Origin of the sequence: Sphingomonas sp. IC-56, assembly GCF_021043375.1 — a bacterium.
Classification (GTDB): domain Bacteria; phylum Pseudomonadota; class Alphaproteobacteria; order Sphingomonadales; family Sphingomonadaceae; genus Sphingomonas.
Map to the genome: position 1 here is coordinate 1 of NZ_JAJNDV010000004.1, position 23344 is coordinate 23344.

The 23344-nt window shown below is 64.7% G+C and carries 22 protein-coding genes and 2 tRNA genes; 11 read left to right on the top strand and 13 right to left on the bottom strand.

Features of this window, described 5'->3' with window-relative positions; all coding sequences use genetic code 11:
- Nucleotides 1-795 (bottom strand): histone deacetylase family protein (locus LQ953_RS06620; RefSeq protein ID WP_231030213.1); only part of this gene is annotated, 795 nt, incomplete at its 3' end.
- Between the two features lie 47 nt (nt 796-842).
- On the opposite strand from LQ953_RS06620, the gene LQ953_RS06625 reads away from it, so the two are divergent.
- From LQ953_RS06625 to LQ953_RS06650, 6 genes are all read left to right on the top strand, one after another.
- The gene (locus LQ953_RS06625) at nt 843-1337 is read left to right on the top strand and encodes an RNA pyrophosphohydrolase (RefSeq protein ID WP_231029948.1); all 495 of its coding nucleotides are present in this window, start codon (nt 843-845) and stop codon (nt 1335-1337) included.
- Between the two features lie 62 nt (nt 1338-1399).
- Nucleotides 1400-2287 (top strand): DUF481 domain-containing protein, encoded by an 888-nt coding sequence (locus LQ953_RS06630; protein ID WP_231029949.1) that lies wholly within the window; start codon nt 1400-1402, stop codon nt 2285-2287.
- 45 nt (nt 2288-2332) lie between these two features.
- Complete coding sequence (locus LQ953_RS06635; protein WP_231029950.1) at nt 2333-3532, top strand: hydrolase; 1200 nt, start codon at nt 2333-2335, stop codon at nt 3530-3532.
- Nucleotides 3529-4539 (top strand): arginine N-succinyltransferase, encoded by a 1011-nt coding sequence (locus LQ953_RS06640; RefSeq protein ID WP_231029951.1) that lies wholly within the window; start codon nt 3529-3531, stop codon nt 4537-4539. The genes LQ953_RS06635 and LQ953_RS06640 overlap by 4 nt, the downstream gene beginning before the upstream one ends.
- Nucleotides 4539-5792 (top strand): N-succinylarginine dihydrolase, encoded by a 1254-nt coding sequence (locus tag LQ953_RS06645; RefSeq protein ID WP_231029952.1) that lies wholly within the window; start codon nt 4539-4541, stop codon nt 5790-5792. Before LQ953_RS06640 ends, LQ953_RS06645 begins: the two co-directional genes overlap by 1 nt.
- A gap of 66 nt (nt 5793-5858) precedes the next feature.
- Complete coding sequence (locus LQ953_RS06650) at nt 5859-6071, top strand: hypothetical protein (protein WP_231029953.1); 213 nt, start codon at nt 5859-5861, stop codon at nt 6069-6071.
- A gap of 85 nt (nt 6072-6156) precedes the next feature.
- Here the strand turns inward: LQ953_RS06650 and LQ953_RS06655 are convergent.
- Nucleotides 6157-6233: transfer RNA gene (locus LQ953_RS06655), tRNA-Arg, on the bottom strand.
- An 82-nt stretch (nt 6234-6315) separates the two neighbouring features.
- Between LQ953_RS06655 and LQ953_RS06660 the strand changes: the two genes are divergently transcribed.
- Nucleotides 6316-6807, top strand: a complete 492-nt coding sequence (locus LQ953_RS06660) for a hypothetical protein (RefSeq protein WP_231029954.1) — start codon at nt 6316-6318, stop codon at nt 6805-6807.
- On the opposite strand, the gene LQ953_RS06665 is transcribed toward LQ953_RS06660, so the two are convergent.
- From LQ953_RS06665 to LQ953_RS06680, 4 genes are read right to left on the bottom strand one after another with little or no spacing between them, the layout of a single operon-like run.
- Nucleotides 6804-9041, bottom strand: a complete 2238-nt coding sequence (locus LQ953_RS06665) for a fused MFS/spermidine synthase (RefSeq protein WP_231029955.1) — start codon at nt 9039-9041, stop codon at nt 6804-6806. The two genes, LQ953_RS06660 and LQ953_RS06665, sit on opposite strands and share 4 nt — an antisense overlap.
- Complete coding sequence (locus tag LQ953_RS06670; protein ID WP_269141352.1) at nt 9041-9577, bottom strand: GNAT family N-acetyltransferase; 537 nt, start codon at nt 9575-9577, stop codon at nt 9041-9043. Before LQ953_RS06670 ends, LQ953_RS06665 begins: the two co-directional genes overlap by 1 nt.
- On the bottom strand, nt 9574-10560 hold the full coding sequence (hemB, locus tag LQ953_RS06675) for a porphobilinogen synthase (protein WP_231029956.1): 987 nt from the start codon (nt 10558-10560) through the stop codon (nt 9574-9576). The genes LQ953_RS06670 and hemB overlap by 4 nt, the downstream gene beginning before the upstream one ends.
- 19 nt (nt 10561-10579) lie before the next feature.
- Nucleotides 10580-12022 (bottom strand): MATE family efflux transporter, encoded by a 1443-nt coding sequence (locus LQ953_RS06680; protein WP_231029957.1) that lies wholly within the window; start codon nt 12020-12022, stop codon nt 10580-10582.
- A gap of 71 nt (nt 12023-12093) precedes the next feature.
- Here LQ953_RS06680 and LQ953_RS06685 point away from each other — a divergent pair, with 71 nt between their 5' ends.
- Nucleotides 12094-12981 (top strand): diacylglycerol/lipid kinase family protein, encoded by an 888-nt coding sequence (locus LQ953_RS06685; RefSeq protein WP_231029958.1) that lies wholly within the window; start codon nt 12094-12096, stop codon nt 12979-12981.
- Here LQ953_RS06685 and LQ953_RS06690 read toward each other — a convergent pair.
- The 5 genes from LQ953_RS06690 to LQ953_RS06710 all read right to left on the bottom strand — a co-directional run bounded on the left by LQ953_RS06690 (nt 12978) and on the right by LQ953_RS06710 (nt 20855).
- Nucleotides 12978-15653, bottom strand: coding sequence for a valine--tRNA ligase (locus tag LQ953_RS06690; protein ID WP_231029959.1), 2676 nt, complete (start codon nt 15651-15653; stop codon nt 12978-12980). The two genes, LQ953_RS06685 and LQ953_RS06690, sit on opposite strands and share 4 nt — an antisense overlap.
- A gap of 335 nt (nt 15654-15988) precedes the next feature.
- On the bottom strand, nt 15989-18028 hold the full coding sequence (locus tag LQ953_RS06695) for an alpha/beta hydrolase family protein (protein ID WP_231029960.1): 2040 nt from the start codon (nt 18026-18028) through the stop codon (nt 15989-15991).
- A gap of 54 nt (nt 18029-18082) precedes the next feature.
- Complete coding sequence (locus LQ953_RS06700; protein ID WP_231029961.1) at nt 18083-18529, bottom strand: DUF2497 domain-containing protein; 447 nt, start codon at nt 18527-18529, stop codon at nt 18083-18085.
- Between the two features lie 34 nt (nt 18530-18563).
- Nucleotides 18564-20156, bottom strand: a complete 1593-nt coding sequence (locus LQ953_RS06705; RefSeq protein ID WP_231029962.1) for a TolC family outer membrane protein — start codon at nt 20154-20156, stop codon at nt 18564-18566.
- An 18-nt stretch (nt 20157-20174) separates the two neighbouring features.
- Nucleotides 20175-20855 (bottom strand): protein-L-isoaspartate O-methyltransferase family protein, encoded by a 681-nt coding sequence (locus LQ953_RS06710; protein WP_443026551.1) that lies wholly within the window; start codon nt 20853-20855, stop codon nt 20175-20177.
- A gap of 168 nt (nt 20856-21023) precedes the next feature.
- On the opposite strand from LQ953_RS06710, the gene LQ953_RS06715 reads away from it, so the two are divergent.
- A tRNA-Cys gene (locus LQ953_RS06715) sits at nt 21024-21097 on the top strand.
- A gap of 73 nt (nt 21098-21170) precedes the next feature.
- On the opposite strand, the gene LQ953_RS06720 is transcribed toward LQ953_RS06715, so the two are convergent.
- A complete protein-coding gene (locus LQ953_RS06720; RefSeq protein WP_231029964.1) occupies nt 21171-21542 on the bottom strand; it encodes a glycine zipper 2TM domain-containing protein in 372 nt (123 codons plus the stop codon).
- Between the two features lie 231 nt (nt 21543-21773).
- Between LQ953_RS06720 and LQ953_RS06725 the strand changes: the two genes are divergently transcribed.
- A complete protein-coding gene (locus tag LQ953_RS06725; RefSeq protein WP_231029965.1) occupies nt 21774-22001 on the top strand; it encodes a hypothetical protein in 228 nt (75 codons plus the stop codon).
- 72 nt (nt 22002-22073) lie between these two features.
- The gene (locus tag LQ953_RS06730) at nt 22074-22349 is read left to right on the top strand and encodes a hypothetical protein (RefSeq protein ID WP_231029966.1); all 276 of its coding nucleotides are present in this window, start codon (nt 22074-22076) and stop codon (nt 22347-22349) included.
- Between the two features lie 193 nt (nt 22350-22542).
- Here the strand turns inward: LQ953_RS06730 and LQ953_RS06735 are convergent, their stop codons facing one another.
- A complete protein-coding gene (locus LQ953_RS06735; RefSeq protein WP_231029967.1) occupies nt 22543-23340 on the bottom strand; it encodes an SDR family NAD(P)-dependent oxidoreductase in 798 nt (265 codons plus the stop codon).
- Nucleotides 23341-23344 lie beyond the last annotated feature (4 nt).

Below are 23344 nucleotides of genomic sequence, written 5' to 3' on the forward strand. Positions count from 1 at the left end.
CACCCCCCGCCCTCGCATCGTCGCGCCAATCCACCGGTCCCGCACCGCCAGCCCCTCACGGCTCAACCCCAGCCGGCCCAGCCGGTCCTCCGCCCACGGATCCACCCCCGCCTGGTACAGCACCAAGTCCGGCGCGAACCCGTCCAGCAGTGGCAACAGCGTCTCTTCCAGCGCGGTCATATAGCCGTCGTCGTCCACCCCATCGGCCAAGCCCACATCTACCGTGGATCGTGCCTTGCGCACCGGGAAGTTCTTCTCGGCATGGATCGAATAGGTCGCGATGCCGACATGCCCAGCGGTCAGCGCCGCGGTGCCGTCGCCCTGGTGCACGTCGCAATCGACGATCAGCACCCGCTCGGCATCGCCTTCCTCCACCAGCCGCACCGCCGCCAGCGCCAGGTCGTTGAACACGCAGAAGCCCGCACCCGTATCGCTCAGCGCATGGTGACTGCCGCCCGCAGTGTTCGCGGCAAAGCCATGACGCTGCGCCAGCTTCGCCGCCAGCCAGGTGCCGCCCGGCACCATCTGCGCGCGCAACGCCACCTGGGCCGTCACCGGAAAGCCGATCCGCCGCTCCTTCTCGCGCGGCACCCGCGCCTCCAGAACCTCGGCGACGTAATCCGGATCATGCACGATTTCCAACCAGTTGCGCGGCATTGCTTCGGGTCGGTGCCAGGAAAACCGCGCACCTTGCGCAATCAGCAGGTCACGCACCAGCCCATTCTTGTTCCACTGATACTGGCTGCGCGCGGGCGCCGGCGCGACATAGGCGGGGTGGTGAACGATCGGGATCATCGCCGACAGATGTGGCATCGCTCGCCGCGCTGCACTAGGTGCAGGGCATGACCGACATCGCCTCCCTTCCCTATCGCCCCTGCGCTGGCGTCATGCTGATGAACCGCGACGGCCTCGTCTTCGTCGGCCAGCGCCTCGATTCGACGCTGGAAGCCTGGCAAATGCCGCAGGGCGGCATCGATCCGGGCGAGGATGCGCTTGAAGCCGCTTATCGCGAGCTGTGGGAGGAAACCGGCATCGTGCGCGAGCATGTCGAACTCGCCGCCTCCGCGCCCGAGGAGCTGTGGTACGACTTGCCCGAGGATCTGGTCGGCAAGGTGTGGAAGGGCAAGTGGCGCGGCCAGCGTCAGCGCTGGTTCCTGTTCCGCTTCCTCGGCACCGACGATAACATCAACATCGTCACCGCCGAGCCCGAATTTCGCGCCTGGCGCTGGGCCGAACCCGCAGATCTCCCCGAGCTGATCGTCCCCTTCAAGCGCGATCTCTACACCAAGCTGCTGGACGTGTTCGCCGACGTCATCGCCTCGGCTCGTCGGGCCTGACGCTCTTTTCATCTCTGGGCGCCCTTTTCGCGCCGCATTGCCCCGCATAAGGGCAGGGTGTGATGCGTGCCCTGCTCTTCGCCCTGCCGCTACTCCTCGCCAACACGGACGATCCGACGATCCCGCCGACCATCAAGGCGATGCTCGACTCCGCCATGGCGTCGGGCAACGAAGGCGATGTCAGCGTCATCGTGAAATACGCCAAGGAAGCTTCGCCGGAGAGCGCGGACCTGGTGACGCGGATCGCCGCGGCCTGGCGCGACGATCGCCAGCAGAACGCGACCCGTCGCCTGCGCCAGTCCGACTTTCTCGACCTGCTCAAGGGGCATGCAGAGCTGGGCGGCTATGTCTCAACGGGCAATACCGAGAATGTCGGCGTCACCGCCGCCGCCGAGTTGACCCGCGAAGGCCTGGAATGGCGCCACAAGGTGAGGCTGCGCGCCGACTATCAGAAGAGCCTCGGCATCACGAGCCAGGAGCGCTACCTCGCCGCCTACGAGCCCAACTGGAAATTTGACGACCGCGCCTATCTCTACGGCGCCGCGCAATATGAAAGCGATCGGTTCTCGGGCTTCTACGACCGTATCTCGCTATCGAGCGGTGCGGGCTACAGCGCGCTTCGCTCGCCTGCGGTGAAGCTCGACCTGGAGCTTGGGCCGGCATTCCGGCATACCCGGTTCATCGACACCAGCATTGAAAGCAATATCGCGGCGCGCGGTTCGGTGGATTTCGGGTGGAAATTGTCGCGCAGCGTTTCGGTGACGCAGAACGCGTCGGCCTATGTTCAGGCGGCAAACAGCACGATTACGAGCAAATCGGCGCTGCTTACGCGGCTAATCGGGCCGCTTTCGGCGCAGTTCAGCTATACGGTGCAGTTCGAAAGCATGCCGCCAGAAGGGCGCAAGTCCACGGACACCACCAGCCGCGCCTCGCTGGTCATCGACTTCTAAGATGCTGGGGTTTCCTGGCTTTTTCAACAAGGCTGGTGTGACAGCATGACCCCGGAACAACGCGCCGTCCTCAACGAAATCCGCGTCGACCAGATGCTGGCCAACACCCAGCAATGGGTCGCCATAAACAGCGGAACCCGCAACCTCTCCGGCCTCGCAAAAATGGCGCATTTACTCGCGGAATCGTTCTCCACGCTCCCGGGAACCCTCACGCTGATCGACCCCGAACCGGCGGAAATCGTGACCGCAACCGGCACCGTCGAACCCCTGAACCATGGCCAGCACCTCCACCTCCGCGTCCGCCCAGATGCGTCGATCCAACTGCTCTTCACCGGTCACATGGACACCGTTTACGGCGCCGATCACCCCTTCCAATCCGCGCGATGGAACGAAGACGGCACCCTGAACGGACCAGGCGCCGCCGACATGAAGGGTGGCCTCGCCGTAATGCTCGCCGCCCTACAAGCCGTGGAAACCAGCCCTGCGGCAACGCGCATCGGTTATGAGGCGGTGATCAACTCGGACGAGGAAACCGGCTCGTTCTCCTCACGAGACCTGATTGCCAAAGCTGCTGCCGGAAAACTGGCGGCTCTTACCTACGAGCCTGCGCTACCGGACGGCACCCTGGCTGGCGCACGGGGGGGCACGGGTAATTTCTCGATGGTGGTGCGGGGGCGTAGCGCCCATGCCGGCCGCAATCCGGAGGATGGCCGCAATGCCGTTGTTGCAGCGGCGGATCTGGCGGTGCGGCTGGCTGGGATTGCATCTCCAGCACTGTCGGTGAATCCGGCGCGCGTTGAGGGGGGCGGCCCGAACAACGTCGTCCCGGACCTGGCAATCCTCCGCGTCAATTTCCGCCCGCGCAGCCTCGAGGCGATCGCAGCGGCGCAGGAGGCGATTGAGGGCGTAGTGCAGACTGTCCGAGAACTGCACGGCGTGGAGATCGACGCTCACGGCAGCTTCAATCGCTTGCCCAAGCCAGTCGACCCGGCAGCGGAACGGCTGTTGCATTTAGTGCGCGAAACAGGAACTCTGCTAGGCCTCGACATCAGGTGGCAAGCGACCGGGGGCGTGTGTGATGGCAACAATATCGCAGCCTGCGGCGTGGCAGTGGTCGACACGATGGGCGTCCGCGGTGGCGCCATACATTCAGCGGAGGAATTCCTGATCCCTGAGTCCCTGTACGAACGCGCGGCACTGTCGGCGCTCAGCATCCTGCGCATCGCCGAACAGGGGTGCCTGTGAGCTTTCGCATCCGCGCCGCGCGCGACGAAGACCTGCAGCACCTGTACGAGATGGCAAAGCTGACCGGCGGCGGTTTCACCAATCTTCCGCCCGAGCGCGAGCCGCTCCGCGCAAAGCTCGCTCGCAGTCACGCTGCGTTCGCGCGGCAGGAAGAGGGGCTATCTGACGACCTGTTCGTGCTGGTGCTGGAGAATTGCGAGACCGGCGATATCCGGGGCACCTGCCAGATCTTCACGCATGTCGGGCAGCTATGGCCGTTCTACAGCTATCGGCTAGGGACGGTTACCAAGCACAGCCGGGAACTGAACCGGACCTTCCGTGCCGAAATTCTCAATCTGGTCAATGATCTGGAGGGCTCCAGCGAGGTCGGGGGGCTGTTCCTCCACCCGGCTGAACGCGCCGGAGGACTGGGCATGCTGCTGGCGCGCAGCCGCTATTTGTTCATTGCGCGGCACCGCGCCCGCTTCGCCGATCGCATTCTGGCAGAACTGCGCGGGGTCATCGACGAAGCCGGCGCATCGCCGTTCTGGGACGGCGTGGCCGGGCGCTTCTTCGGGATGAACTTCCAGGAAGCCGACACTTTCAACGCCACGCACGGCAATCAATTCATCGCCGACCTGATGCCAAAGCATCCGATCTACACCGCGATGCTGAGTGAGCATGCGCGTGCGGTGATGGGTATACCCCACCCAAGCGGGCGGGCCGCCATGCGCATGCTCGAGAATGAAGGGTTCGCCTACGAGCATTATGTGGACATCTTCGATGGCGGACCGACGATGACCGCGCGAACCGATCAAGTGAAAGCCATTCGGGACGCGGTCACCAGTACCATAATTGGCATCGGCGACGCCGACGGCGCTGCGTTGATCGCTTCCGGGCGCCTGGCGACGTTCCAGGCCGCACAAGGCTATGTCCGCAGCACGCCTGAAGGCGTGATCGTCGACCCGCTTACGGCCAACGCACTTCAGCTTCGTGAGGGCGACGAGATCGTCCATGTGGCCCGCTGATGCTGACTGAGATCAACTTCGACGGGATCATTGGCCCCAGTCACAACTATGCGGGACTGAGCCCCGGGAACCTAGCTGCGACGCGAAGTCATGGCGCGGTGTCGCGGCCGCGCGCAGCGGCGTTGCAAGGCATTTCCAAAATGCGCGCAAATCTGCGCCTGGGCCTTGTGGAAGGGATATTGCTGCCGCATGCCCGGCCGGATCATCAATGGCTGGCGAGCTTGCATACTCGATATGAGGAAGCGTCCGACCATCTACGTGCGCAGGCGCTTTCCGCTTCGGCGATGTGGGCCGCGAATGCCGCCACCGTCTCGCCTGCTCCCGATACCGCCGATGGCCGCTGTCACCTGACCGTCGCCAACCTGGCGACGCTTCCCCACCGCAGCCATGAATGGCCCGAAACGCTGGCGCAATTGCGGATTGCCTTCGCCAACGATGCCTTCCGCGTACATGCTGCCGTCCCCCCCCCCTTCGGAGACGAAGGCGCGGCCAACCATATGCGATTGGCGGGGGGCCACGATCGGCCCGGCATCGAGGTCTTTGTATTCGGTGTGCCGGGAGGTGCGTTCCCGGCCCGCCAGCACCGGGAAGCCAGCGAGGCGATCGCCCGGGGACATGGTCTGGATCGTGCAAGGACGTTCTTCGCCCAGCAGTCACCCGAGGCGATCGAAGCCGGCGCGTTCCATAACGACGTTGTCGCCGTGGCGAACGGGCTGGTACTCTTCGCACACGAGCAGGCCTTTGCCGACACCGCCTCTTTTTACGCGGGGCTAAGGGCCGCGCTCCCCGAGATCGAGATCGTTGAGGTACCTGCCTCCCAGGTTAGCCTTGAGGACGCAATCCGCTCCTATCTGTTCAACGCGCAGCTTGTGACGCTGCCAGGCGGCGACACCGCATTGATCGTACCTGAAGAAGCGCGCGATACGCCAAGCGTTTGGCGCTGGCTGCAGGAACATGTTGCAGGCAACGGCCCGATCCGGCGCGTGGAAGTTGTCGATGTGCGCGAATCGATGGGCAATGGCGGTGGCCCCGCTTGCCTTCGGCTTCGCGTTGTCGCTGATCCGAGGACCGTCGATCCTCGCTTCCTTGTGGACGAAGCGAAGCTCGACAGCATCGGTGAGGTCATTGAGCGCTATTGGCCGGAGGCGATTAAAAGCGACGATCTGGGCGACGCGGACCTTATCCGCCAGATTGAGGAGGCGCGCAGCCGCCTGCTGACCTCACTGCGGATTGTCGAGTTAATTGACAGGTAACCATTCCGCCCTGCATACAATGCGCGGTTTTCCGCGTGTGGCCCAAAGCTTGCTAGAGCTACGATCATGTTCGACCGCCTTCGCAATCTCTTCACCATCAAGACGAAATTCGAAGCCTTTCTCATCATCTTCGGTCTGGCGATGGGCGCGGTGGAGCGCGGCATGCACTATCTGCACCAGTATTCAGGCTTCAGTGGAAAGCTCTTGTTCGTGCTCTGTCCGCTCGCGGTGTTCATGGCCGGCGGCAAAATCCTGGATAGCCTGTACGTGACAGACTAAACCTCGGGCGTTAGCCTTACGCCGCACATTAGCGATGACTTGAATGCGGCATCAGCCGCTAAGACCTTTCATTCCCCTAGGAGAATGGCGCGCCCGGAACGATTCGAACGTCCGACCCTCAGATTCGTAGTCTGATGCTCTATCCAGCTGAGCTACGGGCGCTTGGGAGAGGCGTCATTAGGAGCGGAATGGCAGAGGCGCAAGCCCGTTGCGCACCTATTTTTCCAATCTAAAAGCATAGGTCATGCGACGCTCCCTTCTTTTAGCGGTGGTCGGCCTTGGCGGCTGTGCCCAACCCTCCGGTGACTTCCCGTCGCTGCTCCCCCGCGCGGTGGAGGGACAAAGCCTTGCTGAACCTGAGCGCCCGGTGGCAGTCGCCGTAAAGGACCCATCGCTTGACGCGAAGATCAGCGCGATCGTCAGCAGCCTTGATGGGGCGGAGAAGCGGTTCACCAGCGCTGCGCAAGAGGCGGAGGCGCAGATCGCCGTGGCGCGCGGCGTGGCGGTCGGCTCTGACCGCTGGCTCGACGCGCAGGTTGCCCTTGGCGCGCTCGACTCATTGCGCGGCCCGATAGCCACCGCACAGGCAGACCTGGAGCAGTTAATCATCGACCGTGGGGCCGCGGGGCAGCCGCCCTATCCTGCGCTTCGATCCGCGGCAGACCGGGCTGCCGCCTTGTCCGCGTCGCAGGGCAAGCGGATCGCGACCCTGGAAGCGGCACTCGGCGGCGTCTAGTCGTCAGCGAGTTCGCTGTTCAACGCGCGCAACATGGGAACGATCGACGCATAATCGTCGGTCCAGCCCGCATAGCCAGGCCTGGCTTTCAGCGGCTGCCAGCCCCGCCCCCTCTGGGTGAGTTGCCGAAGCTTTGTGGCGTCCTGGGAAAGCGCGATCCAGTCGGACGTGCTTGCCTCATCCTGCTTTTCGAGCGCGCTTGGCTGGTAGATAAGGCGCGCCGCATGCCACCCCCCGCGCTCTGCCGCCGCCGCGACGACGGGGGACAGCGCAAGGAAACGATTGGAGATGTGGACGAGCAACAGGCCATTGGGCGCCAATACGCGCCCATAGCTGGCAAACGCCTCTGCAGTCATGAGGTGCATCGGCACCGAATCTGAAGAAAAGGCGTCAAGTGCCAGGAGGTCGAGGCTCCCTGCGTCAGCCTGATCCAGCCGCAGCCGCGCGTCGCCGAGCAGTATCTCCGGGTTGGGCAGGCAGTTCCGCAGGAAGGTGAATCGCTCACGCGCGATTTTCGCCACCGCCGGGTCGATCTCGAAAAAGCGCCAATGCTGGCCCGGCTGCGCATAGCAGGCGAGCGTGCCTGTCCCCAATCCAACCACCCCGACGCGAGCATTGGCTCCATAAAGATCCGGCAGCGCCTCCATGGCTTGGCCCACGCCGGAGCCCGGAACATAATAGCTGGTGGGCACGCGCTCACGCCCGTTCAGCAACTGCACGCCGTGCAAGGTGGTGCCGTGCGCCAGGCGACGCTCTCCGGCGCTCTCCGCAACCGTGTAGACACCGAAGTAGCTTCGAGTCCGTGCATCGCTGAACGACATCTCGATCGCACGATACCCGCCGAAGATGAACAGCGCCCCCGTCAAGGTGATCATGAAGGGCAGCCGCACGCCAATCGTGGCTATGCCGATCATCACCACAACGATGAAGGCGATCTGCTCGCTGAGCACGCCGAACAGGTTGCCGGGGTTCCACAACCCCAATGCGCTGATCGCTACGACCACTATGGCCACCAGCACCGTCAGACGGCGGCGGTCCGCGGCTGTAGCCCAAAGTTGTCTGAACCCGGAAAACAGAAAGACCTGCGGCACCAGAAGTCCGGCGGCGAGGATCAGAAGCGGATATTCGTAGGTCCAGTCGAACACCAGCGGCGCAAGAAGGGCTGAAAATACTCCGCCCAGCGCTCCGCCAACAGCCATTGCGAGGTAGAAGCCGGTAAGACGATCTGGCGCGGGGCGCAGCGCATACATGCGCGCGTGCAAGGCCACCGAGACGAAGAACAGGAGCGCCAGTCCGATCAGCGCATTCATGTAGGCGAGTTGCTGATGGCCAGCGATCAGGGTCGCGCCGAACAACAGCAGCATGACGGGCACAAACTTGGCGAGCAGGTGCGGAAGCGCCGATCTTTCCCGGAACGCCAGCGAGAAGCTGAGCAGATAGAGGCCGAGCGGCAGCACCCACAGGAGCGGCACAGCGACAATGTCGGTGGTCAGGAAGGTGGACGTCGCCAGCATTAGACCGGAGGGTACGAAGGCAAGTGCAATCCAGAGCGCGACGCGCCTGGGCTCGGCTGAAGGGCTTTGCGGGACCGTGACGGCGGCACCGCCGCGCATGCGTGGGAGCAACAGGCCGCAGCCTGCGATTAGGGCCACGACAAACACATAGCCCGCCGTCCAAAGCCAGCTCTGCTCCCGCAACGCGAACTGCGGCTCGACCAGAAGCGGATAGGCAAGCAGGCCGCCGAAGCTGCCGATGTTGGACGCCGCGTAAAGGGCATAAGGATCGCGGCCGCCGCTCACTGCCGCATACCAGCGTTGCAGCAACGGCGCCTGCGCCGAGATCGCGAAGAACAGCGGCCCGATCGAGGCGCATAGCAGCCAAGGCACCCAGAGCGCCGGCTCCACCGCCCCGGGCAGGTCGGTGCCGATCAGCCCGATCGGCAACAGAAAGGCAGAGACCGCCAGTACTGCGAGGTGAACGGCCGCCTGAATGCGGAGGCGGAAACGTCCCAGCCAGTGCGCGTAGGCGTAACCCGCTAGCAGCAATGCCTGGTAGACCAGCATGGCCGAGTTCCAAACCGCCGGCGCGCCGCCTATGCGTGGCAAGGCCATGCGTGCGACCATTGGTTGAACCAGGAACAGCAGAAAGGATCCCGCCAGAATGGCCGCGACAAACAGCCAGCGCCAGCCTGCTTGCGCCTGCGCCTCAGGCTGCGGCTCCGATCGGGCGTGCATCAGTTCGTGAGTCTCGGCCGGTCAATGGCAAAGGTCACAGAGGCGCGCAGCGGGTCGCCCGCAGCGTGTAGCGGGTGTTCGAAGTCACCATTCGGCAGGCGCGCCATGCCAAGTCGGACCATCACGTCCTGACTTTTCACGTGGCCGGCGCCTGTGATTGCAACGACACGGGGCGCAGGGGTGTTCGCCCAAGCCCAGTCAAGGCTCGCGCGCGCCGCTTCGGTAGCAAGGCCTTGGCCCCAAAACGGCCTAGCGAGGAGCCAGCCAATCTCCACTTCCCCTGCTATTGGGGTGTTCGGCGCCCCGGGCTTTAAACCACAAAGCCCGGCTACAAACCCGTCCAGCTCGGCCGTCCAGAAACCTAGCCCATGGCTTGTGCGATAGGCGACGTGCCGGTCGATACTCGCCCGAGCAGCTTCGCGTGTCGGGTGCCGGACCAAATCCCGCATCACCAAAGGGTCTGTCAGCATCGCCATGAGCGGATTACGATCCCGAGCCTCGATTGGCCGCAGCACCAGACGCTCAGTCTGGATCATGCCCCCATCAGCCGCGCGGCCAGAGGAGCGTGATAGGTCAGGACGCCCGAGCAACCAGCGCGTTTGAACGCCATCAGCGTCTCCATCACCAGGGTCTCCCGATCACCCGCACCCGCCGCCGCAGCCGCTTCGATCATCGCATACTCGCCGGAGACCTGATATGCGAACACCGGCACTTCGAAGGCGTTCTTCACACGCAGTATGATGTCCAGATAGGGCAGACCTGGCTTCACCATCACGCTGTCCGCGCCCTCAGCAATGTCCAGCGCTACTTCGCGCAGGGCTTCCTCTGCGTTGGCGGGATCCATCTGGTAGGTCTTCTTGTCGCCCTTCAGCAGTCCGCGCGATCCGACCGCGTCGCGGAAGGGACCATAGAAGCCGCTGGCGTATTTCGCCGCATAGGCCATGATCTGCACGTTATGGTGACCGTTGGCTTCCAGTGCGGTGCGGATTAGTCCGATACGGCCGTCCATCATGTCTGAGGGGGCGACGATGTCCGATCCCGCTTCCGCCTGCACCAGCGCCTGATCGGTCAAGAGCGCGGCGGTATCGTCGTTCAGCACATAGCCGTTGTCGTCGACGATCCCGTCATGGCCGTGGCTGGTATAGGGATCGAGCGCCACGTCAGTCAGGATGCCCACCTCAGGCACGGCATTCTTGATCTCGCGGATCGCGCGGCACATCAGATTGTCGGAGTTCAGCGCCTCGCGCCCATCCTCGCTGCGCAGCGCTGCCGGCGTGTTGGGAAACAGCGCAACGCACGGGATGCCGAGCGCTCGGGCCTCACGCGCTTGTGCGACGATGCCCTTTAGGCCCCAGCGGGAGACACCCGGAAGCGCCGCGATGGGCTCCTCCTCTTCGCCTTCGGTGACGAACATCGGCCAGATCAGGTCGGCCGGTGTGAGCACGGTTTCGGCATGCATCCGCCGGCTCCAGGCGGCGGCACGGGTGCGGCGGAGACGAAGCGCGGGATACTGACTCATGGCAACGGGTACTGCGCTTTCAGCCTGTGGGTTGCAAGCGCCCGGCCGGTTCTGCGGACGCGAGCGCGTGCTCCTTGCCTTCGCGCGGGCGCAGGATCGCGCCTTTGCGCCAACCGCCGAAGCGATAGTAGCTCGCCGCCAACGCGAGCGCGGCAAGCGAGCCGATCGGGAAGCTCCACCACAATGCGTCCCCGCCTAGAAGCGGACGTGCGCCGATCGCGAAGCCGATGCGGACGGGATACATGGCGATGATCAACGCCAGCAACGGCATCCACACCGCTCCGTTCGCGCGGACGGTGGAGAACAGCACCATGGTCATGCCGAACAGCACGAAGTTCCAGCTGGCGATCAGCTGAATGTGGCGCGCGATCGGCAGCGCGGAGCTGTCTGCGCCGATGAACAGCGTCATCACCGGGCGATCGAACAACAGCACCATTGCCACCATCGCGCCAGTAATCACGCAGTTGTAAATCAGCCCGGCACGCGTGATCCCGCCGACGCGGTCCCAGGCCCCGGCACCGATATTCTGCGCGGCCATGGCGCTGACCGCCGCACCGATCGCCATCGCCGGCATTTGGATATAGGTCCAAAGCTGTTGCGACACGGCATAGGCTGCAACCGTGTCGACGCCCAGGCGATTGACGAGGCCGACCATGGTGAGCCCCGCGAACGACATCACCAACATCTGCGCGCCCATCGGCAAGCCCTTGCCAACAATGGTCCGCATCAAGGCGCGGCTGGGCAGCAGATAACCGAGTTCGCGGCCGCGCAGGCGGATCGGCAAGTCGCGGAGGTAAATTGTCGCGATCAGGCCCGCCACGGCGACATGGTTCGCGATCAGCGTTGCTGCGGCTGAGCCGGCAATGCCCATTGCTGGCGCCCGACCAAGCCCGAGGATCAGGACTGGGTTCAGCCCTGCGTCCAGGATGACACTGAGAACCATGAACCAGAGTGGCGTCATGGCGTCACCTGCCCCCCGCAGACCCATCATCAGCAGGACCAGCAGCATGGCGGCGGGAAGGCCGAGGAAGATGACGCGCAAATAGCTGAGCGCCAGCGCCGTTGCGTCGCTCGGTGTCGCGAGCAGCCGGAGGATCGTAGGGGAGAGGACGTAGCCGAGCATTGCGACGAGTGTCGCGCCACCCACCACCAGTCCGACAGCGGCGCCGAAGGCTTGGCGGGCGGAGTCTACATCGTGGCGGCCCATCGCCTGGCCGATCAACACCGTCGCAGCCATGCCGAAGCCGAACACGGCGCCGAACAGCAGGAACATGATGATGTTCGCGTTGGACGTTGCCGCCAGCGCATCCTCGCCCAGGAAGCGGCCTACCCAGATCGTGTTGATCGAACCGTTGAGCGACTGGAGGATGTTCGAGCCGAGCGTAGGCAGCGCGAACAGCAGCAGTGTGCGGCCGATCGGACCTGTTGTCAGGTCACGTTTTGCTGGTGCTCGTGTGGCCATGCCCGCTCCCTTGGATCATCCCGCCGCTGACAAGCGTTGCTCGCCCGATACGTTCCCGAAGTGGAGGGCAGATGACGCAAGGTTCGGCAAAGGCAGTGATGGTGGTGAACACCAAATCGCGCAGTGGGCAGCGTTCCTTCGACCGCGCTTGCGCGCGCTTCGCCGAACTCGACTATCTGGTAGACGCATACGCAGTCGATGATCCGAGCAAGCTGAGCGAGACCGTTACGGAGGCGTTATGGTCCGATCCGGAGATCCTGATCCTGGGCGGCGGGGACGGTACGATCAGCTGCCTGGTCGACTTGATGGTGGGCAAGGGCGTGCGGCTTGGGGTGCTGCCGCTGGGCACCGCCAACAGCTTTTCGCGCTCGCTCGGCATTCCGCTGGACGTCAATGGGGCCGTGGACGTGATCGTCAACGGCGCGCCGCGGCGGATCGATTTGGGCATGATCGGGAACGATTACTTCGCCAACGCCGCCGCGATCGGCATCTCCCCCAAGATTGCCGAGACGGTGCCGCACCTTGCCAAGCGCTGGTTCGGGCGCGCGGGGTATCTCAGTTGGGCGGCCCTCCAGTTCCTGCGCTTCCGTCCCTTCACGCTGATCGTCGGATCGGGTGCGGAGGCGCAGCGGCTGAAGGTGGTGGAGGTGCGTATTTCCAACGGGGCGTTCCATGGCGGCACCGAACTGGTGGAAAGCGCCAAGCTGGATAGCGGGCGGATCGTCGTTCAGGCGGTGAAAGGCCCGTTCAAACGCAGGCTGATCCACAATTGGGCGGCGTCGGCACTGCGCCTCAAGACCCGGCACGAGGATGTGGTCGAATTCAGCGGCACGGCGCTGGAGATAGCTACCGAGCCGCCCCTGCCCATCTCGATCGATGGCGAGGTGCTGGCCCACACCCCAACCACGGCCAGGATCGCTCCCGGCGTGATCGAGGTGATGGCGCCGCGCCCGGCTTAGCCGAGCCGCGTCAGCGCCGCGGAAAGCCGCTCGGCCTCGGCGGTCTTCTCGGCGTGGTCGGCGCGGGCCTTTTCGACGGCCTCCGGCTTAGCGCGCTCGACAAAGCTGGGGTTGTTTAGGCGGCCGGCCAGGGCGTCGCGCTCCTTTTCGGCGGCAGCGATGGCCTTGGTCAGGCGCGCCTTTTCAGCGTCCAGGTCGACCACATCGCCGAGCGGCACCACGAAAGTGGCCTCATCGACGATGATCTGGAGCGCGCCGCCGGCGGGCACCTCCCCGCTTGCCTGATCGACGCGGGCGAGGCGGGCAAGTGCCGCTTCCTGCCGCTGGAGCCGGGCAGCGGTTTCGCCGCTGGCGTCACGGACGTGGATCGGCAGGCGGGCGCCGGGCGGCACGTTGAGTTCGGTACGCGCGGCGCGCACTTCGCTTACCAGACGGATCAGCCAGTCGATCTCCTTGGCGGCTTCGGGATCAAGTGCGCGGGCGTCCGCCATCGGCCAAGCGGCGACGATCAGCTCGTGGCTGCGCGACCCCATCTTCGACCAGAGCTCTTCGGTAATGAAGGGCATGAACGGGTGGAGCATCACCAGGATCTGGTCGAGCACCCATCCGGCAACGGCCCGGGTCTCGTCAGCGCCGGCAACACCCTCGCCTTGCAGCACTGGCTTGATGAGTTCGAGATACCAGTCGCAGAAGCGGCTCCAGGTGAACTGGTATACGGTGTTCGCGGCTTCATCAAAGCGCAGGTCCACCAGCGCGAGGTCGAGCGCCTGCACCGCAGCGACGGTTTCCGCGATGATCCAACGGTTTACCGCGAGTTCCGCAGACGGCGGCTCAAGCGTGGTGCTGGCGCCAATCCCGTTGGACTGGCAGAAGCGCGCGGCGTTCCAAAGCTTGGTCGCGAAGTTGCGATAGCCTTCGATGCGCTTCTCATCCATCTTGATGTCGCGGCCCTGGCTTTCCATCGCCGCCATGAAGAAGCGCAGCGCGTCGGCGCCGTACTTGTCGATCAGCCCGAGCGGATTGACGACATTGCCCTTGGACTTGGACATCTTTTGCCCGTCCGATGCGCGAACAAGACCGTGCAGATACAAGGTCTTGAACGGCACTTCGCCTAGGAACTCCAAGCCCTGCATCATCATGCGGGCGTCCCAAAAGAACAGGATGTCGAAGCCGGAGATGAGGACGTCGTTGGGGTAGCGCCCGGCGGCCTTCACGTCCGTGTCGGGCCAGCCCATCGTCGCGAACGGCCAGAGCGCCGAGGAGAACCAGGTGTCGAGCACGTCGGGGTCGCGGGTGAGCGTAACACCCTCACCTGCTGCGACCTGTGCCTCTGCTTCGCTCTCGGCGACGTAGATGCTGCCATCCTGCGCGAACCATGCCGGGATCTGGTGCCCCCACCAGAGCTGGCGCGAGACGCACCAGGGCTGGATGTTCTCCATCCAGTTGAAATAGGTCTTTTCCCAGCTCTTGGGCACGATCTTGGTCGCGCCCGAGCGGACCGCCTCGATCGCCGGCTTGGCGAGCGTCGCCGCATCGACATACCATTGGTCGGTCAGCCAAGGCTCGATGACTTCGCCCGAACGGTCGCCGAACGGGGTCGCAATGGTGCGCGGTTCCGCGTCGTGCTCGGCACGTTCCTTGTCCACATGCGGGATCAGGAAACCTTCGTCCTTGAGACGCTGGACGATGACCTTGCGCGCCTCGAACCGGTCGAGGCCGAGCAGGTCATCGGGGATCAGGCCGTCGGCGGTCTGGGTGATGCGCGCCTTGGCGTCGAGCATGTTGAGCATGTCGCGCGCCTCAATGCCCGCGCGGCGGCCGACTTCGAAATCGTTGAAGTCATGGCCGGGCGTGATCTTGACCGCGCCCGAACCGAGTTCGGGATCGGCATGATCGTCGGTGATGATCGGGATCAGGCGACCCGTGATCGGCAGCTTCACCTTCTTGCCTACCAGCGCGGTATAGCGTTCGTCGCTGGCGTTCACCGCGACGGCCATGTCGGCGAGCATGGTTTCCGGACGCGTGGTGGCGACTTCGATGAAGCCGCTGCCCTCCTCCAGCGGATAGCGCAGGTGCCAGAAGCTGCCCTTGACGTCCTTGGTCTCGACTTCGAGATCGCTGATCGCAGTGCCGAGCTTGGAATCCCAGTTCACCAGCCGCTTGTCGCGGTAGATCAGACCCTTTTTGTGGAGTTCGACGAACACCTTGAGCACGGCCTTCGAGAAGCCTTCGTCCATGGTGAAGCGTTCGTTCGCCCAATCCATCGAGCAGCCGAGGCGGCGGAGCTGCTGGGTGATCTCCCCGCCGCTTTCCTCCTTCCACTCCCACACCTTCGCGACGAATTCCTCGCGGGTGAAGTCGGTGCGCTTCTGCTGGCTGGCATTGAGCTGACGCTCAACCACCATCTGGGTGGCGATGCCGGCATGGTCGGTGCCGACCACCCAGCGCGCGTCCTTGCCCTTCAACCGGGCGTGGCGGACGAGGATGTCCTGGAGAGTGTTGTCGAGCGCGTGGCCGATATGGAGGCTGCCGGTAACGTTGGGCGGCGGGTTGACCAGCGTCCAGGGATCGGCGCCGGGGCGTTCGGGGGCGAACAGGCCCTTGTCCTCCCAATGGCCGTACCAGCGGGATTCGATTTCGGCGGGGTCGAAGGTCTTGGGAAGCTCGGTCATGCGTCGGCTTTAGCGGGGTGTGCAGCGAGTGCACAAGCGCTCGGGTTTGGTGGTGGTGAGGAGGTTGCCTTGCCTTCTTGTTCCCCGGCGCAGGCCGGGGCCCAGCTTCGATGGATTGTGAGGCTGGGTCTACCATTGAGACGGCGTGGCAACTGGGCCCCGGCCTTCGCCGGGGAACTGGGTGTTCTAGGCCAGCTTGGCCGACGCGGCTTTTCGGGCTTTCGTGGCACCCCATTCCTCGTCACCCCGGCCTTGAGCCAGGGTCCCGCTGTTTGCAGAAGAAGAAGCGGGATCCCGGCTGAAGGCCGGGATGACGGGGATGGTAGGTGGCGGGGTTACTTGCCGGTGTACTTGTTCAGCCAGCCGAGCACCTCGCCGTACCACTGCATCGAGTTCTTCGGCTTGAGCACCCAATGGTTCTCGTCGGGGAAGACGAGCAGGCGGCTGTCGATGCCGCGGCGCTGGAGCGCGGTGAAGGCAGCGAGACCCTGGGTGTAGGGGATGCGGAAATCCTTCTCGCTGGTGATCACCAGCTGCGGCGTCTTCCACTTGGTGACGTGGTGGACCGGGTTCCACTTTTCGAAAGCTTCCGGGTCTTCGTAATAGGTCTTGCCGCCATGCTCCCACTCGTCGAACCAGAGTTCCTCGGTTTCGTAGGCCATGGCGCGGGCGTCGAACACGCCGTCGTGCTGGACGATGCACTTGAACCGGTCGGGCCACTGCCCTTCGATCCAGTTCATCATATAGCCGCCATAGGAGGCGCCGAGCGCGCAGGTGTTAGCGCCATCGAGGTAGGAGAATTTGGAGGTCGCGGCGGCAAGACCCTTTTGCAGGTCCTCGAGTGGCCAGCCGCCCCAATTGTTGCGGATCGCGTCGGTGAAAGCCTGGCCGTAGCCGGTGGAGCCGTGGAAATCGACCGAGACGACCGCATAGCCGGCGCCGGCGAACACGGCGGGGTTCCAGCGATAGGACCAGCTGTTGTTGCTCGACCCCTGCGGGCCGCCATGGACGATGAAGGCGACCGGCGCCTTGGCATCGGCTGCAAGGCTCGCCGGGCGCACCGAATAGCCCCAGACGGTGTCGCCATTGGCGCCCGCGAAGCTGAAGCGATCGACCTTGGGCATGTCGATGCCGGCCAGCTTGGCGGCGTTGACCGAGGTGAGGCGCGTCACCTTCTCGCCCGTCAGCGCGTAGAAGTCATCGGGCGCGATGAGGCTGTTCATCGCGAACACGGCGCCGGTGCGGGTCGGCAGCACGGCGCTGACGACCCCCTGCTGCGTGAGGCGCGTCACCTTGCCGCTTTTCGCATCGACGGTGAAGATGGGCTCTTCCTGCGTGTCCTGTGCCGTCACGAAGAGGCTTTTGCCGTCAGGCGCCCAGGCGATGGAGGCGACCGAGCGGTCCCAGCCCTCCGTCAGCGCCCGGACGTCACCGGTTGCAAGGTTGCGCAGCTTGAGCACCTGGCGGTCGGCTTCGTAGCCAGCACGCGCCATCGAGACATAGGCGAGCCATTTGCCGTCGGGAGAGACGGTGGGCAGCGTATCGGTGCCGTCATTTTCCGCGGTTAGATTGACCGGCGCGGCGGAGCCATCGGCCGGCGCGGCGAAGATGTCGAGATTGGTCGAGGTCGACTCGATGCGGCCGGCTTCGCGCAACGCGAAGTAGATGGTCTTGCCATCGGGGCTCCAGGCGAGCTCCTCGCCGCCGCCGAACGGCTTGGACGGGGTGTCGCCTATCAGGTCGCCGACGATCGGCGTGCCGTTGCCGGTAGCGCCTTGCGCGCTGAGTGGGAGGACGAAGAGCTGCGAGCGGTCGCCGTTCGACCATGTGTCCCAATGGCGGACGAAGAGCTGGTCGTAGGTGCGGCCAGAGCCGGCGTTCGGGTCCTTCTTGACCATTGCAGGCTCGAGGCCGGGCGCGCCCGGTTTGCGGTCGGCCCAGACCAGCAGCTTGGTATCGTCGGGCGAGACCTTGAAGCCGCTGAAGCCGCCGGGGATGTGAGTGAGCTGCGTGGGCGCGCCGCCGGTAACCGCGACGCTCCAAACGGCGTCCTCGCCGCCCTTGTCGGATTGGAAGTAGACGGTGCGGCCGTCACGGGAGAATTGCGGCGCTGCTTCGTTTACGTCGGCTTCGGCGACGAGCTTCTCGGGCTTGGCGCCGCGGGTGCGCAGGTCGAGCCGCCAAAGATCGAGGCGGCCGCGATTAGCGGCAAGATCGGTCTCGCGCTGCTGCCAGACGAGCCAGCGGCCGTCGGCCGATATCGCCGGCGCGCCCACGCGCGAGAGCGTCGCGACATCTTCGATGGTGAGGTCCCGCGCCCAGGCCGGCGCGGCAGCGGAAGCGAGCGCAGCGCCCGCGAGCAGGATGTGCTTCATGGGCAGCAGATAGAGCAGGAACGCGGCGGGGTTACAATCCCGCCGCCCCGCGGATCAGTTGCGTCCGGTGATCCGGGAGATCTCGCGCGCGACCATGGTTTCGACGATGCGCGGCAGGTTCTCGTCCAGCCAGTCGCGCAGCATCGGCTTGAGCATTTCGCGGACCATGCCTTCGAGCGTATCGGAGCCTGGGATTTCGGGCTTCACGACGATGCGCGACAGGGCTTCGAGCGGCCCACGCGTAGCCTCGGCAGCGCGGTCCGACAGGATCGGATCGGCTGGTGCTGCTTCCGCAGGCTGTGGCTTGGCGTCGCTTACCGGCTGGCTGAGTTCGAGGATCTCGTCCTCGTCCACTTCCTCTACGACGGGCGCTTCGCGGCGCGCCGCAGCCTTGCCGCGACGGCTTCGGGTGGTGACCGCAGCCTCCCCTTCTTCCGCAATGATGCGCTTGATGGACGAGAGGATCTCTTCCATCGACGGCTCGGCACTCATATCCCCCATGGTCCGCACCCTGTCGCGTGGTTAACCACCATGCTCAATCCGGGTTTGCGCGGGTCGTGTCAACCGGGCGCTGCAGAACCGGATCCAATCCGCCCGGCGCAACCGCCGCACCCTGGGCCGGCGTACCCACCGTGGAGGTGCCGACAGCCACGGGTGCGGGGTCGTCGGCCCAGTCGTTCCAGCGGCCCTTCACCCGGTTGTAATTGGCCTCGGGATCGTAGAGCGGGCCGCCGTCCAGATTGAGATCGTCCGCTTCGGCGCGGCCCATCGCCGCGAGCAGCGAGAAGCCGGCGATATACGCGTCGCGCTCGGCAGTGACGAACTGGACCTGCGAGTTCAGCAGTTCCTGTTCGGCGTTGAGGATGTCGAGGATGGTGCGGGTGCCGACACTGTTCTCGGCGCGAACGCCTTCGAGGCTGAGGCGATTCGCTTCCACTGCGACGCGCGACGATTCGATCACCTGCAGCGCACCCTGGTACGACGCATAGGCCGAGCGGGCCTGAGCGATCACGCCGCGTTCGGTGAGCGTCACGGTTTCGATCGACGAGGCCTCCCGCGCCTGGGCCTGGCGGACCTGTGCGGCAGGCCGGCCGCCCTGGAACAGCGGCAGCGACACCTGCGCGCCTAAGGTCGAGGAAAGTCCCGACTCGTTGTACCCCTGTTGCGCAGCGGCGGCGGGTACGGAGCCGAGATAGTTATAATAGCTGCCGCCGACACCCAGGCTGACCTGCGGCAAACGGCTGGCTTTCGCCACGCGGGTGTCGAATCGGCTGGCGTCGCGCTGGAGCTTGGCGGCTTCGAGGAAGGGGTTATTGCCAAGCGCGGTTTGTTCGGCGACCTGCGCGTCATCGGGCAGGTTCGGCAGTTCGGGCGGCGGTGCCAGGACGCCGGGCGGCGTGCCGACCACGCGGATATAAGTTTCGCGGCTGCCGATCAGCTGCGCCTCGGCGTTGCGTAGCTGGCTTTGCGCGAGCGCAAGCCGCGCTTCGGACTGGGCAACGTCGGTGCGGGTGAGATCGCCGACTTCGAAGCGATCACGCGTCGCGCGGAGATTGACCTCGAGCACGCGAACATTCTGCTGGTTCAGCCGGACAATGGCTTCGTTGCGGATGACGTCGACATAGGCTGTCACCACCGAAGTGAACGTATCGGCCTCTACCCCGCGCAGATTGGCGCGGCCGGCATCGACGCGCGTTTCCGCCGCACGGACCGAATTGCGGACCGAACCGCCGCTGTAGATCGGTTGCGAGATATCCAGGCCGAACCGCCCCTGACGCGTCGGGGCAAACGCGTTGCCGTCCGAGTCGTACAGGCTGTTGCTGACCGAGCCGTTGGAGCTGACCCCGAACCGCCCGCGTGAACGGGCGATCGGCACATTTTCGTCATTAGCGCGCTGATTCGCGCGCTCACCCTGAAGATCGGGGTTGGTGTTGTACGCCTGGACCAGTGCCTCACGCAGCGTCGTGGTCGGCGCCGCGGTGGTGGCCGGGGTCTGAGTCGCCGCCGACGGCGCGGTCTGCACCGTCACATCGGCCGCGGTGCCCCGACGTGTCGTGGTGGTCTGCGCATTGGCAGCCCCCATCATCGCCGTCAGGCTCACGCCCACCAGCAGGGTTTTCAAGCGCATCTCCCCCTCTTTCCTTGATCAGAAAGTAAATTTTCGCAGGCGCCGGAAACCCGGCAACTCCGTGCATTCGATGTCCATGAAGTCGACAAGCGCGAAGCCACCCTGCGTACGGCGGCCAGCCGCAAGCCGGGTTACGCCATTGTCCACCACCCCGCTCAGCACGCGGCCTTCGAGCCGGACCTGCGCAATCAGTGCCTCGGGCAGTTCCTCGACGGCCCCGTCGACAATCATCAGGTCATAAGGCGCACCCTGCACCCAGCCCGCGTTAAGCGGCCCTTCGACAAGTTGGATCTTGGCTTCGCCAGCCAGCGCCTGGCGCGCGAGCGCCGCCAGTGCCGGGTCTTCCTCAACGGCGACAACAGACTTGGCGAGCATCGCGAGGATCGCGGCGGCATAGCCGCCGGCCGCGCCGATCAGCAGCACGTGGTCGTTCGGCTGGATCTGCGCATGCGTGAGCAACCGCCCGGTGGCGAGCGGCGAATTGTGCCGACGGCCGCCCGGTAGCGGCAGCAGCGTGTCGCGATACGCGATGCTCCGGTGCTCGGCTGGCAGGAACGCTTCACGCGGCACATTGGCCATCGCCTCTACCACGCGCGGATCGTTGACTGCGTTGGGACGCAGCTGACTGGCCACCATGGCGTGGCGCATCGCTTCGAAACGAGTCGTCTCGACGGGCGCGGATTCGAGCGAAAGAGCCATCATTACTCCGGCTGTCTGGCACAGCTGTTTTAGCCATGCAATACACTTGTTGACGTTGCTGGCTTCTATCGCGGCCAAGGGACAACGCCAAGCGAGCCGGCGCGTGTTTTTGAAACTATGTTGACATCGGGACACGGCCCTGCGCATTCCCGCGCCTCACCTCCGGATGGCCCGATGGCGGAATGGTGACGCAGCGGACTGCAAATCCGTATATGCCGGTTCGATTCCGGCTCGGGCCTCCACCTCTTCGATATAGACCGACATGAAAAAGCGCCCGCTTTCGCGGACGCCCTTTCTGTACCGATTCGCTCGGGATCAGCGGCGGCAGTTGCCGCCGTCGACTTCGCGGCCGAGCAGCGCACCCGCGCCTGCACCAATGATGGTGCCGGTGGTGCTGCGGCCACGGTAGGAGTTGCCGCGGCCGATCTCGCCGCCAAGCAAGCCGCCTGCCACGGCGCCCAGGATGGTGCCGGTGGTGCCGCTGCTGCAGCGACGATACCCATAGCGCTGGCGATAGCCGCGGTCGCCGCGATATTCGCCGCGATAGCCGCGATCGCGGTAGCCGTCGCGATAGCCGCGGTCCTGATAGCCATAGCCGTCATAGCGCTGTGCCGCGGCAGGCGTGGCAGCCATGCCGCCAAGCGAGACACTAGCGGCGAGGATGGTGGAGAGCAGGGTCTTCTTCATGGCAGTCCTCCTGAGGCTGACGGCATCTACGCCGCCCTTCCATGCTGCCCTTTTGCCCGAGTCGCCATGCAGCGAGGCTGAATGGGGTTGTTAGGCAATGTTCAGATTTGGGCGCAGCTTCAGCCACTCTGCTCATCGATAGCGAGGCACGTTTCGCCGGGGGCGTTTCGACCCGGATGCGGAACAAAAAGCGAAGGGAACCCGTTGTCAGATCATACTGGGAGACTTCGCATGTATGACTTCGGCATCCGCCAGGCGCATAGCGGCTATCGCGTCGCCTATCGTCCGCAAGAGACGAATCACTGCCCTGGGTGCAGCCAGTCGCATTGGCTGATCGGCCGGCTGACCGCGGAATGTGCGTTTTGCGGAACCGCGTTGCCGCTAATTGCCGGAAGCAGCTTTGGCAGCGGCGTCATGCGGCCCCGAACGGTTCCCACGCTCTCCCCCCTCGCCGCCTGATCTCTCAAGGAACGGGGCCGCAAAGCGGCGCGTTGCCAACAGAACGACCTTGCGAGCAGGAGCAGAACATTCATGACCGATATCTCCGTCACGTCGCCCGTGGAGCGGATCGCCCGCGTGATCGCGGCCGAGGCGCTGAGCATCAACGGCGAAGGGCAGGATCCAAGCGCAGGCAGCGAAGTGGACGCGGTGTGGCCGCAGGAAGTGAACCGCGCGATGGCGGTGCTTCGCACCCTGCGCGAGCCGACTCCGGAAATGGTCGAGGCCGGGCGTGGCGCGGGCAGTAATCCGGCGGAGATTTGGAACGCGATGGTGCGGGCTGCGATCGGGCAGGAAGAGGCGGTTTAAGGTCTCTCCTTGTATCCCGGTATCAAGGACGCCCCGGCATTGCCGGGGCGTTTTGCTTTGCGGGCTGCTCCATATTTTTCATGCTCACCCGGGCCTTGAGCCGGGGTCCCGCTGTCCCCGACCCTAGAAGAAGAAGCGGGATCCCGGCTCAAGGCCGGGATGACAGGGGTGGACGGTCGTTTTTCGCTTTGTTTTAGAGGCCGCCGCGGCTCTCCTCGACGTCATCGGGCTTGGCCATGGCGGTGTGCATCTTGGCGTTCATGGTGTCAGGCGTGATGTGGCTCATCGCCGCCTGCACCTTGTTCATGAAGCCCGATACGACATGGGGCTTGTGTGACGTCATGGCGTCCCAGCCATCCTTCGCCACCTTGCCTGCGTCCGCCTTGTCGCCCTGCCCAACCGGCGTGTTGTGCTCCATGTTGGCGCGACGGAAAAACTCGGTTTCCGTGGGTCCAGGCATCAGCACAGTGATGTTGACGTCGGTGTCCTTGATCTCCTCGCGAAGGGCATAGGACATGCTGTCGAGATACGCCTTGGTGCCGTTATACACCGCCTGCCATGCGCCCGGGATCAGCCCGGCGATCGAGCCGGTGATCAGGACATTGCCTTCGTTGCGGGCAACCATCTGCTGCAAAACCTTCTGGAGCAGATAGGTGGTGCCAACGACGTTGGTGTCGATCACACGACGCCACTGCGCCGGATCCTGTTCCAGGAAGCCCTGCCCCAAGCCGCGGCCGGCATTGGCGACGAGGATGTCGATTGGACGTCCCCCGCAGGCGGCGAGCAGCCGGTCATTGCCCTCGAAGGTCGACAGATCGGCTTCGATCGACTGCACGTCGACGCCGAAGCTGTTCAGCTCGCCCGCTGCCGCGTCGATCTGGGGCTCGTCGGCGACGATCAGCAGATCATAGCCTTCGCCTGCGGCGATCTTTGCGATCTCCTTGCCGATACCTGTCGAGGCACCGGTGATCACAGCCAATTTGTTTGCCATTTCG